15 protein-coding genes are annotated in these 17,465 nt (G+C 61.1%); 3 read left to right on the top strand and 12 right to left on the bottom strand.

The features are described 5' to 3' along the window. Positions 1-49: 49 nt before the first annotated feature. Positions 50-2,548, bottom strand: coding sequence for a glycerol-3-phosphate 1-O-acyltransferase PlsB (gene plsB / locus C6Y56_RS05475; protein WP_169429047.1), 2,499 nt, complete (start codon positions 2,546-2,548; stop codon positions 50-52). Positions 2,549-2,785: 237 nt separating this feature from the next. Between plsB and C6Y56_RS05480 the strand changes: the two genes are divergently transcribed. Then, entirely contained in the window at positions 2,786-2,995 is a 210-nt protein-coding gene (locus C6Y56_RS05480; protein WP_007954750.1) for a cold shock domain-containing protein, read from the top strand. A gap of 153 nt (positions 2,996-3,148) precedes the next feature. Here C6Y56_RS05480 and C6Y56_RS05485 read toward each other — a convergent pair whose 3' ends face one another. From C6Y56_RS05485 to C6Y56_RS05500, 4 genes are all read right to left on the bottom strand, one after another. Continuing rightward, a complete protein-coding gene (locus tag C6Y56_RS05485) occupies positions 3,149-3,526 on the bottom strand; it encodes a hypothetical protein (RefSeq protein ID WP_169429048.1) in 378 nt (125 codons plus the stop codon). A 76-nt stretch (positions 3,527-3,602) separates the two neighbouring features. Further along, the gene (locus tag C6Y56_RS05490; RefSeq protein WP_169429049.1) at positions 3,603-4,412 is read right to left on the bottom strand and encodes a putative RNA methyltransferase; all 810 of its coding nucleotides are present in this window, start codon (positions 4,410-4,412) and stop codon (positions 3,603-3,605) included. Next, entirely contained in the window at positions 4,412-5,563 is a 1,152-nt protein-coding gene (gene dapE, locus C6Y56_RS05495) for a succinyl-diaminopimelate desuccinylase (protein ID WP_169429050.1), read from the bottom strand. Before dapE ends, C6Y56_RS05490 begins: the two co-directional genes overlap by 1 nt. A gap of 98 nt (positions 5,564-5,661) precedes the next feature. Continuing rightward, positions 5,662-8,253, bottom strand: coding sequence for a glycosyltransferase (locus C6Y56_RS05500; protein ID WP_169429051.1), 2,592 nt, complete (start codon positions 8,251-8,253; stop codon positions 5,662-5,664). 273 nt (positions 8,254-8,526) lie between these two features. On the opposite strand from C6Y56_RS05500, the gene tcdA reads away from it, so the two are divergent. Continuing rightward, positions 8,527-9,339: a tRNA cyclic N6-threonylcarbamoyladenosine(37) synthase TcdA gene (tcdA, locus tag C6Y56_RS05505; protein WP_169429052.1), complete on the top strand. Its 813-nt coding sequence runs from the start codon at positions 8,527-8,529 to the stop codon at positions 9,337-9,339. 31 nt (positions 9,340-9,370) lie between these two features. On the opposite strand, the gene C6Y56_RS05510 is transcribed toward tcdA, so the two are convergent. From C6Y56_RS05510 to C6Y56_RS05525, 4 genes are all read right to left on the bottom strand, one after another. Beyond that, the gene (locus C6Y56_RS05510; RefSeq protein ID WP_169429053.1) at positions 9,371-9,775 is read right to left on the bottom strand and encodes a SufE family protein; all 405 of its coding nucleotides are present in this window, start codon (positions 9,773-9,775) and stop codon (positions 9,371-9,373) included. Beyond that, the gene (locus C6Y56_RS05515; protein ID WP_169429054.1) at positions 9,772-10,977 is read right to left on the bottom strand and encodes an aminotransferase class V-fold PLP-dependent enzyme; all 1,206 of its coding nucleotides are present in this window, start codon (positions 10,975-10,977) and stop codon (positions 9,772-9,774) included. The genes C6Y56_RS05510 and C6Y56_RS05515 overlap by 4 nt, the downstream gene beginning before the upstream one ends. A gap of 148 nt (positions 10,978-11,125) precedes the next feature. Continuing rightward, entirely contained in the window at positions 11,126-12,160 is a 1,035-nt protein-coding gene (dapD, locus tag C6Y56_RS05520; protein ID WP_169429055.1) for a 2,3,4,5-tetrahydropyridine-2,6-dicarboxylate N-succinyltransferase, read from the bottom strand. A gap of 31 nt (positions 12,161-12,191) precedes the next feature. Beyond that, the gene (locus tag C6Y56_RS05525; RefSeq protein ID WP_042607053.1) at positions 12,192-12,500 is read right to left on the bottom strand and encodes an arsenate reductase; all 309 of its coding nucleotides are present in this window, start codon (positions 12,498-12,500) and stop codon (positions 12,192-12,194) included. Positions 12,501-12,737: 237 nt separating this feature from the next. Between C6Y56_RS05525 and C6Y56_RS05530 the strand changes: the two genes are divergently transcribed. Beyond that, on the top strand, positions 12,738-14,369 hold the full coding sequence (locus C6Y56_RS05530; RefSeq protein ID WP_169429056.1) for a Na+/H+ antiporter: 1,632 nt from the start codon (positions 12,738-12,740) through the stop codon (positions 14,367-14,369). A gap of 23 nt (positions 14,370-14,392) precedes the next feature. Here C6Y56_RS05530 and C6Y56_RS05535 read toward each other — a convergent pair whose 3' ends face one another. The 3 genes from C6Y56_RS05535 to dapC all read right to left on the bottom strand — a co-directional run bounded on the left by C6Y56_RS05535 (position 14,393) and on the right by dapC (position 17,426). Continuing rightward, the gene (locus C6Y56_RS05535; protein ID WP_349306014.1) at positions 14,393-14,983 is read right to left on the bottom strand and encodes a hypothetical protein; all 591 of its coding nucleotides are present in this window, start codon (positions 14,981-14,983) and stop codon (positions 14,393-14,395) included. A 343-nt stretch (positions 14,984-15,326) separates the two neighbouring features. Further along, a complete protein-coding gene (locus C6Y56_RS05540; RefSeq protein WP_169429058.1) occupies positions 15,327-16,058 on the bottom strand; it encodes a M12 family metallopeptidase in 732 nt (243 codons plus the stop codon). Positions 16,059-16,226: 168 nt separating this feature from the next. After that, positions 16,227-17,426, bottom strand: coding sequence for a succinyldiaminopimelate transaminase (gene dapC / locus C6Y56_RS05545; RefSeq protein WP_085712836.1), 1,200 nt, complete (start codon positions 17,424-17,426; stop codon positions 16,227-16,229). Positions 17,427-17,465 lie beyond the last annotated feature (39 nt).

A 17,465-nucleotide genomic window follows, 5' to 3' on the forward strand; every position in this document is an offset into this window, starting at 1 on the left:
ACAACTAACCGGAAAACGATCCGGTCCGCCGGTTAGTTGTCTTCAAGTTTCAGCGGGGCGGGGTGGATGCCGTTTCCGCTGCATCTTCACTACGATGCAACGCTACCTGACGGATCGACAATCGAATCTCCGCCGGCAGTACCCGTTTCGCTGCACCTTCGGCCAGTTCGCCGAGCAGTTCGTGATAGCTCAATTTGCCGGCTTCGTCGCGACGCAGCACGTCGAGGTCGAGCAGGGTCTGGATGAAGTGGCGGAACAGGCTCTTGTCGAAGAATTCCGGGGCGTTGAGGCCATGCAGGATCGACAGGCGCTGGGCCATGACCGTGCACAGGTCTTCCAGTTCTTCGGCGCTGATGCTGTTCTGCCCGGCATTGAGCAGCAACGATACGGTCATGTAGAAGCGTTGCAGGGTCTGGGCGATGCTTTTCGACAGCAGGGTCAGCAGCACGAAATGTCGTGAGCTCGGTGCCGGGCGCAGGTAGACGTCTTTCTCGAAACGCAGCAGACCCTGTTCGACGAACGCTTCCAGCCACTGATCGATCACCGCATCCAGTTCGTCCAGGGTCCAGCGGATGAACAGCTCCGATTGCAGGTACGGATACAGTGCGCGGGTGTAGCGCAGGATCTGCTCGCGGCTCATGCGCGAAGTGCTCTGGAAGAAACTCGCCAGCAACGCCGGCAGGGCAAAGATGTGCAGCACGTTGTTGCGGTAGTAGGTCATCAGGACGGCGTTCTGCTCGTCCAGATACAGAATCTTGCCCAGCGCATCGTTCTGCTCGGACAGCAGGTCCATGTCCTTCACATGCTCGATCAGCGCCCGGCCATCGCCTTCCGGCAAGGTGGTGTGCGGCGAGTACGGAACCTTGCGCAGCAGCGCCAGGTACAGATCCAGCACCCGCGCCATGGCCCGGTCATCGAGTGCCAGGCGGGTGGTCGACAGCAACGCCAGCGCCACCAGGTTGACCGGGTTGATCGCCGCCGCTTCGTTCAGATGCTGCGCGACTTTTTCGCCCAGGCGATTGGTGGTTTCGTTGAGCCAGGCCGGTTTGAACTGCGGGCCCAGTTCCTGCTGGCGCCAGCCCGGCTGTTCGCTGTCGAGGAATTCCGCCAGTTTGATTGGCTCGCCGAAGTTCACCGCCACCTGGCCGAAGCGCTGCTTGAGCGCGCCGATGACTTTGAAGATGTCGAAGATCGATTCCTTCTTCTTGCTCGCGCCGCGCAGTTCGCCGAGGTAGGTGCGGCCTTCGAGCACGCGCTCATAACCGATGTACACCGGCACGAACACGATCGGCATCCGCGACGACCGCAGGAAGCTGCGCATGGTGATCGCGAGCATCCCGGTTTTCGGTTGCAGCATACGCCCGGTGCGGGAGCGACCGCCTTCGACGAAGTACTCGACCGGGAAACCTTTGGTGAACAGCGTGTGCAGGTATTCGTTGAACACCGAGGTGTACAGCGGATTGCCCTTGAACGTGCGGCGCATGAAAAACGCCCCGCCACGGCGCAGCAGACTGCCGATCACCGGCATGTTGAGGTTGATCCCGGCGGCGATGTGCGGCGGGGTCAGGCCGTTGCGGAACAGCAAGTAGGACAGCAGCAGATAGTCGATGTGGCTGCGGTGGCACGGCACGTAGATCACTTCGTGACCCTGGGCGACCTTCTGCACGCCTTCGATGTGGTTGACCTTGATCCCGTCGTAGATCTTGTTCCAGAACCAGCTCAGTACCACTTCCAGAAAACGGATTGCGGTGTAGGTGTAGTCCGAGGCAATTTCGTTGCCGTAGCGCAGGGCCTGGGCCTTGGCTTTTTCCAGGGAGATGTTTTCGCGTTCGGCTTCGTCGAGGATCGCTTGCTTGACCAGTGGCTGGTTGAGCAGGCCTTTGACCAGGTTGCGGCGGTGGGAAATGTCCGGTCCGATCACGGCAGCCTTGAGGTTGCGAAAGTGCACCCGCAGGATCCGCTGGGCCATGCGCACGGTGCGCTCGTGGCCCTTGTTGTGCTCGATCAGTTCGCGCAGGTGGATAGGCGCGGAAAACTGCACGCGGGTCTTGCGCCCGAGGACAATCACGCTCAACAGGCGACGCAGACGCCCGGTGACCGCCCAGCTGTCGGCGAACAGCAGCTTCCACGGGCTGTTTTCGCTGTCAGGCGACTGGCCCCAGAACACGCTGACCGGAATGATCTGTGCGTCTTCGGCGGCGTTCTGGGTGAGCGCGCTGACCAAGCGAGTCAGGGTCGGCGGCGCACCGCGCTTGTCCTGGCGACCGAGCCAGTCCGGGTCCGGCGTCAGGTAGAAGAACGCCGCCGGCTCCAACAGATTTCCGACTGACACCGGCAGCACCGGGCGCGGCAGTCCGGCCTTGGTGCATTCGGTATCGACCACCGCCAGATCGGTCAGCGATGGGTTTTGCAGGACGTAGAACACCGGACGACTGCGGTCGAGGTTGAGGGTGAACGACGACTGGTTGATCGTCTCGGAGCGAACCCAGAGATACAACAGTCGGCGCAAGGTGCCAAACACAAGACGGCGGAACGGGGAACGGGTCATACGGCTTCTGCGTGAGTGGATAAACCGAGCGTTTGCTCGGGAGGGCGACAGTTTGCCGGATTACTCGAAAATCGGCAAAAAAGCGGCGAAGTAATCTCCTGTTGAGAGTTTTGCCGCCTGTCATATACTCGGCGATCTGTCGCCGGGGCCCTTTTATGGACGTCGGACGCAGGCTGACGTTCCTCAAAGGCTTTCCTGCGAAAAGCCTGTTCAATAATAAAAAAGGAGTATGAACAGATGGCAACACGTGAAACCGGCAACGTGAAGTGGTTCAACGACGCCAAGGGCTACGGCTTCATTCAGCGCGAAGACGGGGTGGACGTATTCGTGCACTACCGCGCGATCCGCGGTGAAGGCCACCGTTCGCTGACCGAGGGTCAGCAGGTTGAATACGCGGTGGTGGAAGGGCAGAAGGGCTTGCAGGCTGAAGACGTTGTAGGCTTGTAACGCAAATCTTCAGAACACCAAAAATCATTGTGGGAGCGGCGGTTCGACGCTTCGACTTGCTCGCGAATGCGGTGTGTCAGTCAGCATTGATATCGACTGGTACATCGCATTCGCGAGCAAGCCCGCTCTCACATTGGTTCTGTGTCGCCGGTTTTACGCAGTTTTCCAGGTGATCTCTTCTTCACCATCGGCGCTGATCCGAATCCAGCGATCCGCCGTTTCCTCACCTTCTTCCTCGACCCACGTCCCCGGCGCGCAGCGCACCTCAACGTTCAGCGCGGCAAAGGCGGCGCGGGCGCAAGCGATGTCGTCGTCCCATGGCGTCTGGTCGCTTTCCAGGTACAGGCTGTTCCACTTGCCCACGGCTTTCGGCAGCCAGGTCACCGGGATGTTGCCGGCCTTGCACTTCCAGGTCTGGCCTTTTTGTACCCAGTCGCTGCACGGGCCAAGGGCTGCGCCCAACCAGGTGGAAATGGCCTTGTGGTCGACGTCGGCGTCTTTCAGGTAAATCTCGATGTCCGGTTGGCGCATGGATGTCCTCACTGCGGGTCTGAAAAATCCATTCGCGGATTTAGCCGGCCCCGGGCTACTTGCCCGAGTCCAAAAGTTATTGAAGAACGAAATAATCGTAGCGCATCGACACGGTGGTCACGAACGGCTCGGCCTGCTCGATCACTGCCCTGCGGCGTTCGGCACTGGCGCGCCAGCCGTGAGGTGTCATCGCCAGCAGGTTGGCGCGATCCTCGGGCTTGTCCAGCGTCAGTTTGAATTCCAGCGTTTCACTGTGGGCCAGCGCCATGCCTTCCGGCACCAGCGCCAGATGCTTGTCGTCGGTGTATTCGCGCACTTCGTCGTACAGGCGTTCGCGCAGTTCCATCAGGTGGCCGCTGGTCGGGCCGACTTTCATCAGGCCGCCGCCGACACTGAGCAGGCGCTTGGCTTCTTCCCAATCCAGCGGACTGAAAACGCTGGCCAGAAACTGGCAGCTGCCGGAGGCCAGTGGCACCCGGGCCATGCTCGCAATCAACCAGGTCAGCGCCGGATTGCGTTTGCAGGCGCGCTTGACCGCTTCCTTCGAGATGTCCAGCGCGTAGCCGTCGGCGTCCGGCAAGGCCTCGGCGATCTGCGCGGTGTAGTAACCCTCGCCACAACCGATATCGACCCAGCGCGCCGGCGCATAACCCGCCGCCAGCTCCGCCAGGCGCTTGGCCACCGGGGCGTAATGCCCGGCGTTCAAAAAGTCGCGGCGGGCCTCGACCATCGCCTGATTGTCGCCAGGGTCGCGGCTGTTCTTGTGCTGCACCGGCAACAGGTTCAGGTAACCCTGGCGCGCGCGGTCGAAGCGGTGGCCGGCGGGGCAGACCACGCCGTTGTCCACCGCGTTCAGCGGTTCACTGCAGATCGGGCACGCGAGCATCAGGCAAGCAACTTGATCAGAGTCTGGTAGTAAATCTCGGTCAGTACGTCGAGATCGGCCGCCAGCACGCGCTCGTTGACCTGGTGGATGGTCGCGTTGACCGGGCCCAGTTCAACAACCTGAGTGCCCATGGTCGCGATGAAACGACCGTCGGAGGTACCGCCGCTGGTGGACGCTTTGGTCTCGCGACCGGTGATGTCCTTGATGCTCGACGACACCGCGTCGAGCAGCGCGCCTGGCTCGGTGAGGAACGGCAGACCGGACAGCGCCCAGTCGATGTGCCAGTCCAGGCCGTGCTTGTCGAGAATGTCGGCCACGCGTTTCTGCAGGCCTTCAACCGTCGATTCGGTGGAGAAACGGAAGTTGAACAACGCCACCAGATCGCCCGGAATCACGTTGGTCGCGCCGGTGCCGGAATTGACGTTGGAAATCTGGAAACTGGTCGGCGGGAAGAAATCGTTGCCGTGATCCCAGTGCTCGGCGGCCAGTTCGGCCAGAGCCGGGGCAGCGAGGTGGATCGGGTTCTTCGCCAGGTGCGGATAGGCCACGTGTCCCTGCACGCCGCGCACAGTCAGTTTGGCGCCGAGGGAGCCGCGGCGACCGTTCTTCACCACGTCGCCCACCAGCGTGGTGCTCGACGGTTCGCCGACGATGCACCAGTCCAGACGCTCGTTACGGGCGGCCAGACGCTCGACCACGGCCTTGGTGCCGTGATGGGCCGGGCCTTCTTCGTCGCTGGTGATCAGGAACGCGACCTTGCCCTTGTGATCCGGGTAATCGGCGACGAAGCGCTCGGCCGCCACAGTCATCGAGGCCAGGCTGCCTTTCATGTCCGCCGCGCCGCGCCCGCAGAGCATGCCGTGCTCGTCGATCACCGCGTTGAACGGGTCGATCTGCCAGGCGGTCACCGGGCCGGTCGGCACCACGTCGGTGTGGCCGGCGAAGCACAGGACCGGGCCGTCGCCTTTGCCGTGAGTCGCCCAGAAGTTATCCACATCTTCGATGCGCATCGGTTCCAGCTGGAAACCGGCATCGCCCAGGCGCTGCATCATCTGCTTCTGGCAATCGGCGTCGACCGGCGTCACGGACGGACGGCGGATCAGGTCGATGGCGAGTTGGAGGGTCGGCGAAAGGTCGGCGTGGGCCGTCATGGAAAACTCCGAAAGCTGGGGGGCAAGGCGCGCAAAATGGCGGTTATCTTAAAGCAAAACGGCGACCATTGGCCGCCGTTTAGTGCTTGGTCGAGGAATTAGACGACAGGTGCCGGTTCAGGCGTCGCCGAAGGTTTTGGCAGCGACGACAGGAACGCCATGATCAGCGCCGCTACGTACGGCAGCGACTGCACCAGCAACATGGCCACCCAGAAGCGCATGTCGTTGCTCGGAATGCCCTGCACCAGGAAGATCCCCAGCGCCGCGCCCCATAACAGCAGCATGATGAACAGCTCTTCCCGGGCCTCGGAAATCGCCACCCAGAAGCCATGGTTGTCGGCGTTTTTCGGGGTGCGGAAGAACGGAATGCTGCTGGTGAAGAAGCCGTACAGCACCGCTTTGGCGATGGTGTGCGACAACGCCAGACCGGCCAGTGCCGCGCAGAATGCATCCTTGAGGTTCACGCCCACGGCGCGACGGTAGAGGAAGATGATCTTGCCGACCTTGAACACGAACAGCGCCAGCGGCGGGATCGCAAAGATCAGCAGCGGCGGATCGACCCGTTGCGGCACGATGATCATCGCCGCCGACCACAACAGCGCGCCAACGGTGAAGAAGATGTTCATGCCGTCCGCGACCCACGGCAGCCAGCCCGCGAGGAAGTGGTAACGCTGGCCGCGAGTCAGCTCGGTGTCCTTGCCGCGCAGCAGGCTGCGGGTGTGACGCTTGATGATCTGGATCGCACCGTAGGCCCAGCGGAAACGCTGCTTCTTGAAGTCGATGAAGGTGTCCGGCATCAGACCCTTGCCGTAACTGTCGTGGTAATACGCAGCCGACAGGCCTTTCTCGAACACGCGAAGTCCGAGTTCGGCGTCTTCACAGATGCACCAGTCGGCCCAGCCCAGTTCTTCCAGAACCGAGCGACGGGTCATGGTCATGGTGCCGTGCTGGATGATCGCGTCGCGGTCGTTGCGGGTGACCATGCCGATGTGGAAGAAGCCTTTGTATTCGGCGTAGCAGAGCTTCTTGAAGGTGCTTTCGTTCTGATCGCGGTAATCCTGCGGCGACTGCACCACGGCGATTTTCGGATCGGCGAAGTGCGGCACCATGTGTTTGAGCCAGTTGGGGTGCACGCAGTAGTCGGAGTCGATCACCGCGATCACTTCGGCGTCCTTGGCGGTGTGCGGGATCAGGTAGTTCAGCGCGCCGCCCTTGAAACCGGCCAGGGGCGAGACGTGGAAGAACTTGAAGCGTGGACCGAGGGTTTCGCAGTAGTCGCGCACCGGTTCCCAGACCGCCGGGTCCTTGGTGTTATTGTCGATGATCAGGACTTCGAAGTCCGGATAGTCGAGGTTGGCCAGGGCGTCGAGGGTCTGTTTGACCATCTCCGGCGGCTCGTTGTAGCAAGGCACGTGAATCGAGACCTTCGGGCGGTAGTTCGAGTCGCCGACCACCGGCAGGAATTCACGGCGACGCTTGTGAATCCACACCGCCTCGGCCAGTTCGTGAGCCTCGGTCAGCAACACGATGAATACCCCGAGCGCACCGAGCGCCAGTAGGAAACCCACCGTCAGGCTGAACCACGTGCTGTATTGCTGGCTGTAGTCGTAACCGATCCACACCAGCACCGAACCACACAGGAACGCGATAAAGGTCAGGAAGGTACGACCGCGCTGGCGCAGGGCCGAGCCGTCGATCATCAGCAGGGTCAGCGACAACAGCGCCAGCACTACCGAGCCAATGGCCAGCACGCGCCATTGCGGGATCGCCACCACCGGGCCTTCGAAGTTGAATTTCTGCTGGCGCGCGGCGTTGAACACGCCCCAGTAGGCGCCGACCGAACCTTCGTCGCTGGCCTTCCACGGCTGGTCAAACGCTTCGATCACGAAGTAGTTGAAGCCCTGACGGTTGAGTTTGTTGACCAGCGTGCGCAGGTAGATGGCCTGATCCGCCGGCGAAGCATCGGCACCACCGCGCATGCGGCCGTTGCTCGGCCAGCCCACTTCGGACAGCAGCAGCGGCTTTTTCGGGAACATCTTTTTCAGGTCGCGGGCGCGGTCGAAAACGAACTGCCCGGCCTTGTCCACTGGAATGAATTCCCAGTAAGGCAGAACGTGCGCGGCGATCAGGTCGACGTGCTTGGCCAGCTCCGGGTGCTCTTCCCAGACGTGCCACTGTTCGGAGGTGGTCACCGGTACTTTCACGGCCGCGCGCACGCGGTCGAGCAGCACGCTGAGTTCCTGGGCAGTGATTTCCTTGCGGAAGATCGCTTCGTTACCGACCACTACGCGAACCACACTGCGCGAAGTGTTGGCCAGTTCGATGGCGCGGGTGATTTCCCGCTCGTTGCGCTCCTGGTCAGGGCTGATCCAGATCCCCAGCGTCACGCGCAGGCCGAATTCTTCGGCCAGTTTCGGGATGTCCTGCAGGGAGCCGTCGACCGAGTAGATGCGGATGTTGTCCGTCAGCTTGCTCATGATCTCCAGGTCGCGGCGCATTTCATCGTCGGACGGATACTGATCCTTCTGCGGGAACTGTCCTTGCTGGAACGGTGAATAGGAGAAACCGGAGATCTGCTCCGGCCAGTTCGGCGCGGAGACGGGGCGGTTGATCAGCGCCCAGAAACCGGTGAACAGGGCGGCGATTGCCAGAACCACCACCAGGTTGAGTCCAAATTTACGCGATGACATAGCTGTGTCGGGTTCCAAGGTCTGTGGAACGAAGGGTCGGCTGGTTGACGCCTGAGGGCGCGCATCCTACACCGGCAGTTCGCCGAGTCCTACAACAGACAGGGAAATGCCGGACGTTGGGCAATCCAACCCGACTTAAGTTCTTTCGTTTCAGCATGTAAGGCAAATCTTTGTTACGTGCAGCTTTAATTAAAGCAGGCAGGTTCGCCGTTCATAGCGCAAAGGTGCTCTTGGCCGCCGACGGCCCTATAATGCGCGCCGGTTTTTGGGGTAATGGTCATGAGTACAGAAGATCCGCGGTTTGCAGGCATCGCCCGTTTGTATGGAATCGAGGGCCTCGAGCGCCTGCGTGCAGCCCATGTGGCGATTGTCGGCGTTGGCGGCGTCGGTTCCTGGGCGGCGGAAGCCATGGCCCGTTGCGGGGTCGGCGAGATTTCGCTGTTCGACCTCGACGACGTCTGCGTCAGCAACGCCAACCGCCAGTTGCACGCGCTGGACAGCACCGTCGGCAAGCCCAAGGTCGAGGTGATGGCCGAGCGTCTGCGCGGGATCAACCCGGACTGCAAGGTGCACGCGGTGGCGGACTTCGTCACCCGCGACACCATGGCCGAATACATCACGCCGAACATCGACTGCGTGATCGACTGCATTGACGCCGTCAACGCAAAAGCCGCGCTGATCGCCTGGTGCAAGCGCCGCAAGATCCAGATCATCACCACCGGCGGCGCCGGCGGGCAGATCGATCCGACGCTGATTCAGGTCTGCGACCTCAACCGTACTTTCAATGATCCTCTGGCCTCGAAAGTGCGCTCCACTCTGCGTCGCGATTACGGCTTCTCGCGCACTGTGACCCGTCACTACAGCGTGCCGTGCGTGTTCTCCACCGAACAATTGCGTTACCCGAAACCGGACGGCAGCATCTGCCTGCAGAAGAGTTTTGTCGGCGATGGCGTGAAGCTGGACTGCGCCGGCGGGTTTGGCGCGGTGATGATGGTGACGGCGACATTCGGCATGGTCGCGGCGACCAAGGCCGTGGACAAGATTGTGGCGGGTGTTCGGCGCCCGGCGGATCGGGTCAAGTCTTAGGCGTGAAGCCCAGGGCTGCGCAGCAGCCCTTTTACTGCGCCAGCTCGTTCATCCGCTGCAGCACGGCATTCAAGCCGTTGCTGCGCGACGGCGACAACTGCCGCGACAGCCCCAGTTGATTGAACCAGTCCGGCAGATCGATTTGCTGCAACTCAGCGGCAGACAAGCCGTTGACCCGCAACAGCAGCAACGCCACCAATCCGCGAATCATCCGCGCATCGCTGCTCGCCGCGAACTGCCAGTGACCGTCGCGCAATTCGCCAACCAGCCACACCTGACTTTCACAGCCGTGCACACGGTTGGCCTCGCATTTGTCCGCATCGCTCAACGGCGGCAGGCGATCACCCAACTGCATCAACAGCCGCGCCCGCTGTTCCCAGCCCGCGGCGTTCTGAAACGTTTGCAGCGCTTCGGCGGCCTCGACCGGCAGGCTCATCGCAATAGCTCCAGCGCCTGATCCAGCGCTTCAAAGAAACGCTCCAGATCTTCGGAATCGTTGTACAGCGCCAGCGACACGCGAATCGCCCCGGCCAGTTCGAATCGCTTGAGCAGCGGCATCGCGCAGTGGTGCCCGGCACGTACAGCGATGCCCTGTTCGGTCAGCAAGTGCGCGAGATCGGCGTTGTGTACGCCTTCGACGACAAAACTGGCCAGCGCCAGTTGCGGTTTGCCCAACAGACGAATGCCGTTGCGGGCGGCGAGACCACGCAACAGGTAATCGTGCAGCGCCGCTTCGTGGGCGGCCACCGCGTCCTGATCCAGACCGGCCAGATAGTCGAGGGTCGCACCGAGGCCGATCACGCTGGCAATCGGCGGCGTGCCCGCTTCGAAACCCAGTGGAGCAGGGCGGAAACGGGATTCGTGATAATTGGCTTCCAGTACCATTTCGCCGCCGAACTGCCACGGCCGCAGTTGCTCAAGTGCGCTGTTGCGCCCGAACAGCACGCCGAGGCCATCGGGGCCGTACAGTTTGTGGCTGGAAAACACGTAAAAGTCGCAACCCAGTGCCTGCACGTCATGCCGGCCGTGGACCACGCCTTGAGCGCCATCGACGACGGTCAACGCATTTTGTGCCTTGGCCATCGCCAGCAGGGCCGGCAACGGTTGCCACGCGCCAAGCACGTTGGACAACTGGCTGACCGCCAGCAAGCGGGTGCGCGGGCCGATCAGGTGAACGGCAGCAGCGAGGTCGATCACGCCGTCATCGTACAGCGGCAGTATCACCAGTTTCAGGTCGCGACGTTGTGCCAGTTGCTGCCACGGCAGCAGATTGGCGTGATGCTCCAGGGCGCTGATGACAATTTCATCGCCCGGATGGAAAAGAGGTTCCAGGCCATAGGCCAGCAGATTCAGCGCACTGGTGGCGCCGTGGGTGAAGATGATCTGCCCGCTGTCACCGGCATTCAGCCACTGGGCAACCTTCAGGCGACTGTCCTCGAACGCCTGCGTGGCGTGGGCGCCGGGCAGGTGCTGGGCACGGTGCACGTTGGCCGCGCCATTGGCGTAGTAATGCGCCAGCGCGTCGAGCAGAGCCTGGGGTTTTTGCGTGGTGGCGGCGTTGTCCAGATAGGTCTGGTCTTGCCGTTGCAGGGCGGCGATGGCCGGGAAGTCGGCGCGCCAGGGGGAGGGAATCATCATCTGTTCAGCCCTGTGAACTTGGGCGGATATACACCGAACCTTGTGGGAGCGGGCTTGCTCGCGAATGCGTCGTGTCAGTCGAAATCAAGGGTGACTGACACACCGTCTTCGCGAGCAAGCCCGCTCCCACTGGAGGTCACAGCGGCGCTTAGTTGTGAGCGTGCAGCGCTTCGTTCAGTTCGATCGCCGATTTGTGGGTCTTGCATTCCACGGCACCGGTTTCCGAATTGCGACGGAACAGCAGGTCAGTCTGGCCGGCCAGTTCACGGGCCTTGACCACTTTGACCAGGTTGTTGTGCTCGTCCAGCAGAGCCACCTTGGTGCCGGCCGTCACGTACAGGCCCGACTCGACGGTGTTGCGGTCGCCCAACGGGATACCGATACCGGCGTTGGCGCCGATCAGGCAGCCTTCGCCAACCTTGATCACGATGTTGCCGCCACCCGACAGGGTGCCCATGGTCGAGCAACCGCCGCCCAGGTCCGAACCCTTGCCGACAAACACGCCAGCGGAGACGCGGCCTTCGATCATGCCCGGACCTTCGGTGCCGGCGTTGAAGTTGACGAAACCTTCGTGCATCACGGTGGTGCCTTCGCCCACATAGGCGCCCAGACGCAGACGTGCGGCGTCAGCGATACGCACGCCGGCCGGTACCACGTAGTCGGTCATTTTCGGGAACTTGTCCACCGAGAACACTTCCAGCAGCTCGCCGCGCAGACGGGCTTCGAGTTGCAGCTCGGCCAGTTCGCTCAGGTCGATGGCGCCCTGGCTGGTCCAGGCCACGTTCGGCAGCAGCGGGAAGATCCCGGCCAGGCTTACGCCGTGAGGCTTGACCAGACGATGGGACAGCAGGTGCAGTTTGAGGTACGCCTCAGGGGTCGAAGTCAGTTGCGCGTCTTCGGCCAGCAGGGTGGCGACCAGCGGCTTGTGGCTTTCGGCCAGACGGGTCAGCAACTTGCCCTGTACCGCATCGATGCCTTTCACGGCTTCAGCCAGTTGGGCGGCTTGTGCGGTGGTGAAGGTGATGGCCTGGTTGCCTTCGGTGTAGCCGAGGATCGGTGCAACAGCGGCGACGAGTTCGGCCGAAGGATTCAACAGCGGCTGGGCGTAGAACACTTCAAGCCACGCCCCTTGACGGTTCTGGGTGCCGACGCCGAAGGCGATACTGAACAGAGAGTTGGACATGTGAATACCTCTACAAAAAGTGACGGGCTGCTTACTTGAGGGCGGCCGCGTAGATATCTGGCTTGAAGCCAATCAGGGTTCGGTCACCGAGATCGAGCACCGGGCGCTTGATCATCGAGGGTTGAGCGAGCATCAGTTCGATGGCTTTCGACTGGTCGAGATCGGCTTTGCGTTCGTCGTCGAGTTTGCGAAAGGTCGTGCCCGCACGGTTCAACACCGTTTGCCAGCCATGCTCGTCGCACCATTGGGTCAGGTGCTCGCGATCAATGCCGGCAGTCTTGTAATCGTGGAAGTCGTAGCTGACAGCGTGTTCATCGAGCCAGGTGCGCGCCTTCTTCATGGTGTCGCAGGCTTTGATGCCGAAAAGGTGCAACGTTTTGCTTGAAACGGTCAAGGAATCGCCCCCTTTACAGGTGCTGAAAAAAAATGGTGTCGGATTATGCCATGACCAAACCGTTTCGCGGCGGCCGAGGTTGATTTCCCGGACGGGGGCTGCGACATAGGTGCAACGGTCACGCAGAGCCTAAGCGGCTAATATGGCAGTTCAACGCTGTCGATTGTCCGGGATTTCCGCTTTATGCAAACCGCTTATACCGTCCTGATCCTGCTGATGCTGGTCAGCGTCTCGCGTCTGGTCGGACGGGTCATCCCGTTGCCGCTGCCATTGGTGCAGATCGCCGCCGGAGCCTTGCTGGCCTGGCCGACTCTTGGCCTGCATGTGGCTCTGGATCCCGAACTGTTCCTGTTTCTGTTCCTGCCGCCGCTGTTGTTCTCTGATGGCTGGCGCATGCCCAAACGCGAATTGTGGCGTCTGCGCGGGCCGGTGCTGACGCTGGCGGTCGGGCTGGTGCTGTTCACCGTGGTCGGTGCCGGCTATTTCATTCACTGGCTGCTGCCGACGATTCCATTGCCGGTGGCGTTCGCGCTGGCGGCGGTACTGTCGCCGACCGACGCCGTGGCTGTGTCGGCGATTTCGCAGAACCGCTTGCCGACACCGTTGATGCACATGCTGCAAGGCGAAGCGTTGATGAATGATGCATCGGGTCTGGTGACCTTCAAGTTCGCGCTGGCGGCGGCGGTCACCGGTGCATTCTCGCTGGCCAATGCGAGCCTGACGTTTGTGCTGGTGGCGGTTGGCGGGCTGGCGGTCGGTGTTGCACTGAGCTGGCTGGTGGGCCGCTTGCGCGCCTGGATGATCGCCCGGGGCTGGGACGATCCCGCCACTCATGTGGTGTTCATGTTGCTGCTGCCGTTTGCCGCTTACGTATTGGCCGAGCGACTCGGCGCCTCGGGCATTCTCTCGGCGGTGGCAGCGGGGATGATGCAGAGCTGGCTTGATCTGCTGCCGCGCCAGACCAGCACCCGCCTGCTCAATCGCAGCGTGTGGTCGCTGCTGGAGTTTGCCTTCAACGGATTGATCTTCCTGCTGCTCGGCCTGCAATTGCCGGACATCATCAAAGCGGTGGTCAGCCACGAAACGTCGTTGTGGCCGACGCTGCTTTACCGCTGCCTCGACGTGATGGCTATTTTCCTGGCGCTGGTGCTGCTTCGCTTCATCTGGGTCCAAAGCATCTGGCGTCTGTCGGTGCTGTTGCGACGGTTACGCGGCAAGGGCGAGCTGACGCAGGTGCCGACCGCTCGTTCCTGCTGGCTGCTGACCGTCGGCGGGGTGCGCGGTGCAGTCACCCTGGCGGGCGTGATGTCGGTGCCGATGCTGATGGGCAGCGAGGCCTTTCCGGAACGTGATCTGCTGATCTTCATCGCCGCCGGGGTGATCCTGATGTCGCTGGTGGCAGCCTGCATCGCCTTGCCGTTGCTGCTGCGCGGAATCCAGAAAAGCCCCGACGACAAGCGCCGCCAGGAAGTCCACGACGCCTGGCGCAAGACCGCCGAAGCGGCGATTCATGCGCTGGAGATCGAAGAGGTCACCCCGCAGGACGCTGCGCAAGCGGCGTTGTCGGCGGAGCTCAAGGCGCGGATCATGTCCGAGTATCGCCATCAACTGGAGGTGTTCAACGATTCGGCCGAAGCTCAGGCGCTGGCATTCCAGATGGATCTGCTCGAACGCCGTTTGCGCCTCAAAGCGCTGCGCGCGCAACGCCTTGAGTTGTACAGCCTGAGTCGTCAGCACCAGATTGGCGATGACGTGTTGCGTGAAGTGTTGGGGGAGCTGGATTTGAGTGAGGCGAATCTGGGGCAGGTCAAATAATCGCGTCGACCTGTCCCATGCGGTTACGCCGTTTGTGCCGCAGGGAACGGATAGGCCTTCGCCATGAACGCCTTGTCCTTGTCGCTGAGCACCAGATTCAGATCAATCTTGAAGTCGCCAAGGGTCCAGTTCTGGCGCACGGCGTAATGCATGATCGACTTCGGATCGTAAGGCGTGTAGTCGAAATCGCTGGCGTCGAGCAGGTTGAAGTAGCGTTCATCGACAGATCGACGTGCGTAATCGCCCTCATCGGCGTCTTCGGCCACCCCGTGCGCGGCGTAAACCGCAGGCTTGTTCCACGGAATGTTTGACGCCGGATGAAGGTGCTCATGTTCGGCCCCCAGCGCATGTCCGAACTCGTGCATGACATTGGCGGCGAAAAATGCCGGGGTGCGCAAGTCAGGCGACAGCCGCATGGTCGGGCCTTCGTCGATCAGCAGCGCGTTGGTTCCGATCATCGACCAGTAAATGCCGGGTTCGCTGCTGATACGGATATCCCCTGACTCACCCTCTACAAAATTGAACGTCAGGTTGATATGGGGCAGCCAGTTGTTGGCCGCGGCTTTGACGGCGTCCTTGAATGCTTGATCCCCACTCAGGAAGGCGATACGCAAGCTCCGGCCTGGCGCCCAGAAGTAAGTGTGTTTCCCGACGGCTCGTTTTTTACGAGCGGATACCGAGTTTCCTGCATTGGCAGGATTTTCGGCGATGGCAACTTCATGGGCGCGGTGGAAAGACACCGGTTTTTCTGTCAGGCAAAGTGTTGTGGCGTTCATGTTATCTATCCGTACTTATATTGATTCAGTGGGCTGCTGTTTATTCCGGGCAGGTTGAGCCGGAAGGCAGGGGCGGCCATAAGTTAATGTAGAGTGCGGAATGAATGAAGTTGAAGGGTATTTCGTGATGTTGAAAGTTCGCGAGGTGTTGCACCTCGCGAACGATGTACTACAGGTGTTTTTATTGTTTCGGGTAAAGCAGTCGCATGAGCCGTTTGTCTTTTTTACTGATTCGTCGATTGATCGGTATTTCCCAGTTGCCCACAGTCAATGTATTTGCCACAGGATGATGCATGATCGATTTTCGATCGTAGGAAGTGTAGATCGCGTCCAGTGTGTCGAAAGATGCGAACAGATTCCTGTCCACCTGTTCTTCGGTCAGGGGATTCATTTCACGGGTTTTATAGAACTCGTATACTTTTGGCTTATCCCACGGAATATTGGCCCTGGGGTGCTGGTGCTCATGCATCGCGCCCAGTGCGTGGCCGAATTCGTGGATCACGATGACCTCGAAGTCTTCGTGCTGCGGCTTCACTCCAAGATTCATGGTGGGGTGGTCGGGGTGGATCAACAAGGCGTCAGTGCCCAGCATCGAGCTGTTGTTATTGTTTTTTGTTGCGATCCGGATGTCGCCTTTCAAATCATCGACAAATTCAAATTTAAGGTTGATGTACGGTAACCATTGGCTGGCAGCCGCGATAATCTTTTGTTTGTGGTCGGCATCCGGTGAATCCATGAAAGCCACTTTCAGGGTTCGCCCGTTGGCCCAGAGTTTTGAATAGTGAACGATGGAGCGTTTACGTCGAGTACCGGAACTTGTACCGGCATTGGCGGGGTTTTCATTGATGGCTGCGGTGTAGGCGGCTTGATCATCGGGCCACTGAACGAGCTGGCAATCCAATAGAGTGTCCATGTCGACTTCTTCCTTGAAGTTTAAAGTTTTGAATGCAGTTGAGCGCGCGATTGTGCGCGGTTCAAGACTAACGTCTGGCCGACAGGGAAGTGGAGTAAATAGTTGGAGGATCTGTAACCTGATGTATGAAGTGCCCGTGCCGGATTGCCCGGCACGGACGTTCAGCCATTACTTGTGACGCAGGACGAAATCGCGGATGCGTTCGGCCGCTTCCACACACTCCGCCAGCGGCGCGACCAGCGCCATGCGCACGCGGCCTGCACCGGGGTTGACCCCGTCGACATCCCGGGACAGGTACGAACCCGGCACCACAGTTACATGTTCCTCGGCAAACAGATCACGGCAGAATGCTGCGTCATCACCTTGCACGTTTGGCCACAGGTAGAAGCTGCCATCCGGACGCTGTACATCCATCACGGGGCTGAGGATCGCCAGCACGGCATCGAACTTCTCCCGATACAGCGCACGGTTGGCACGTACATGCACTTCGTCGTTCCATGCGGCAACACTGGCCAGTTGCGTCTGAACCGGCATCGCGCAGCCGTGGTAGGTGCGATACAGCAGGAAGCCCTTGAGGATGTCGGCATCGCCGGCAACAAAACCGGAGCGCAGGCCCGGCAGGTTCGAACGCTTGGACAGGCTGTGGAACACCACGCAGCGCTTGAAGTCCTTGCGACCCAGTTCGGCGCAAGCGCTGAGCAGGCCCGGCGGCGGGGTCTGCTCGTCGAAGTACAGCTCGCTGTAGCACTCGTCGGCGGCGATCACAAAGTCGTATTCGTCGGCCAGGGCGATCAGTTTTTTCAGCACGTCGACCGGAATCAGCGCGCCGGTCGGGTTGCCCGGCGAGCACAGGAACAGGATCTGGCAGCGCTTCCAGATGTCCGGCGAAACCGCGTCGAAGTCCGGGTTGAAGCCGTTCTCGTCCAGGCATGGCAAGTAGTGCGGTTTGGCACCGGCGAGGAACGCTGCGCCTTCGTAGATCTGATAGAACGGGTTCGGGCTGACCACCAATGCATCGTCGCCGCGGTTGACCACGGTCTGGGTGAAAGCGAACAGCGCTTCACGGGTGCCGTTGACCGGCAGCACGTTGCGCGCCGGGTCGATCCAGCCGCTCGGCACGTTGAAGCGACGTTCGCACCAGGCGGCAATGGCTTCGCGCAGGGCCGGAATGCCAAGGGTGGTCGGGTACACCGCCATCTGATCCAGATTGTTCGCCAGCGCCTCGGCGACAAAGCTTGGCGAGCGGTGTTTCGGCTCGCCGATGGACAGCGCGATCGGGCGCTTGTCCGGGTTCGGCGTGACGCTGCCGAGCAGGGCGCGGAGCTTTTCGAACGGGTAGGGCTGCAACTGGGTCAGAGCGTTGTTCATCGGTGCGGGATCTCGTGCAAAGCGGTTGAATCCGGGCGC

This window comes from Pseudomonas fluorescens, from assembly GCF_012974785.1.
Taxonomy (GTDB): domain Bacteria; phylum Pseudomonadota; class Gammaproteobacteria; order Pseudomonadales; family Pseudomonadaceae; genus Aquipseudomonas; species Aquipseudomonas fluorescens_BT.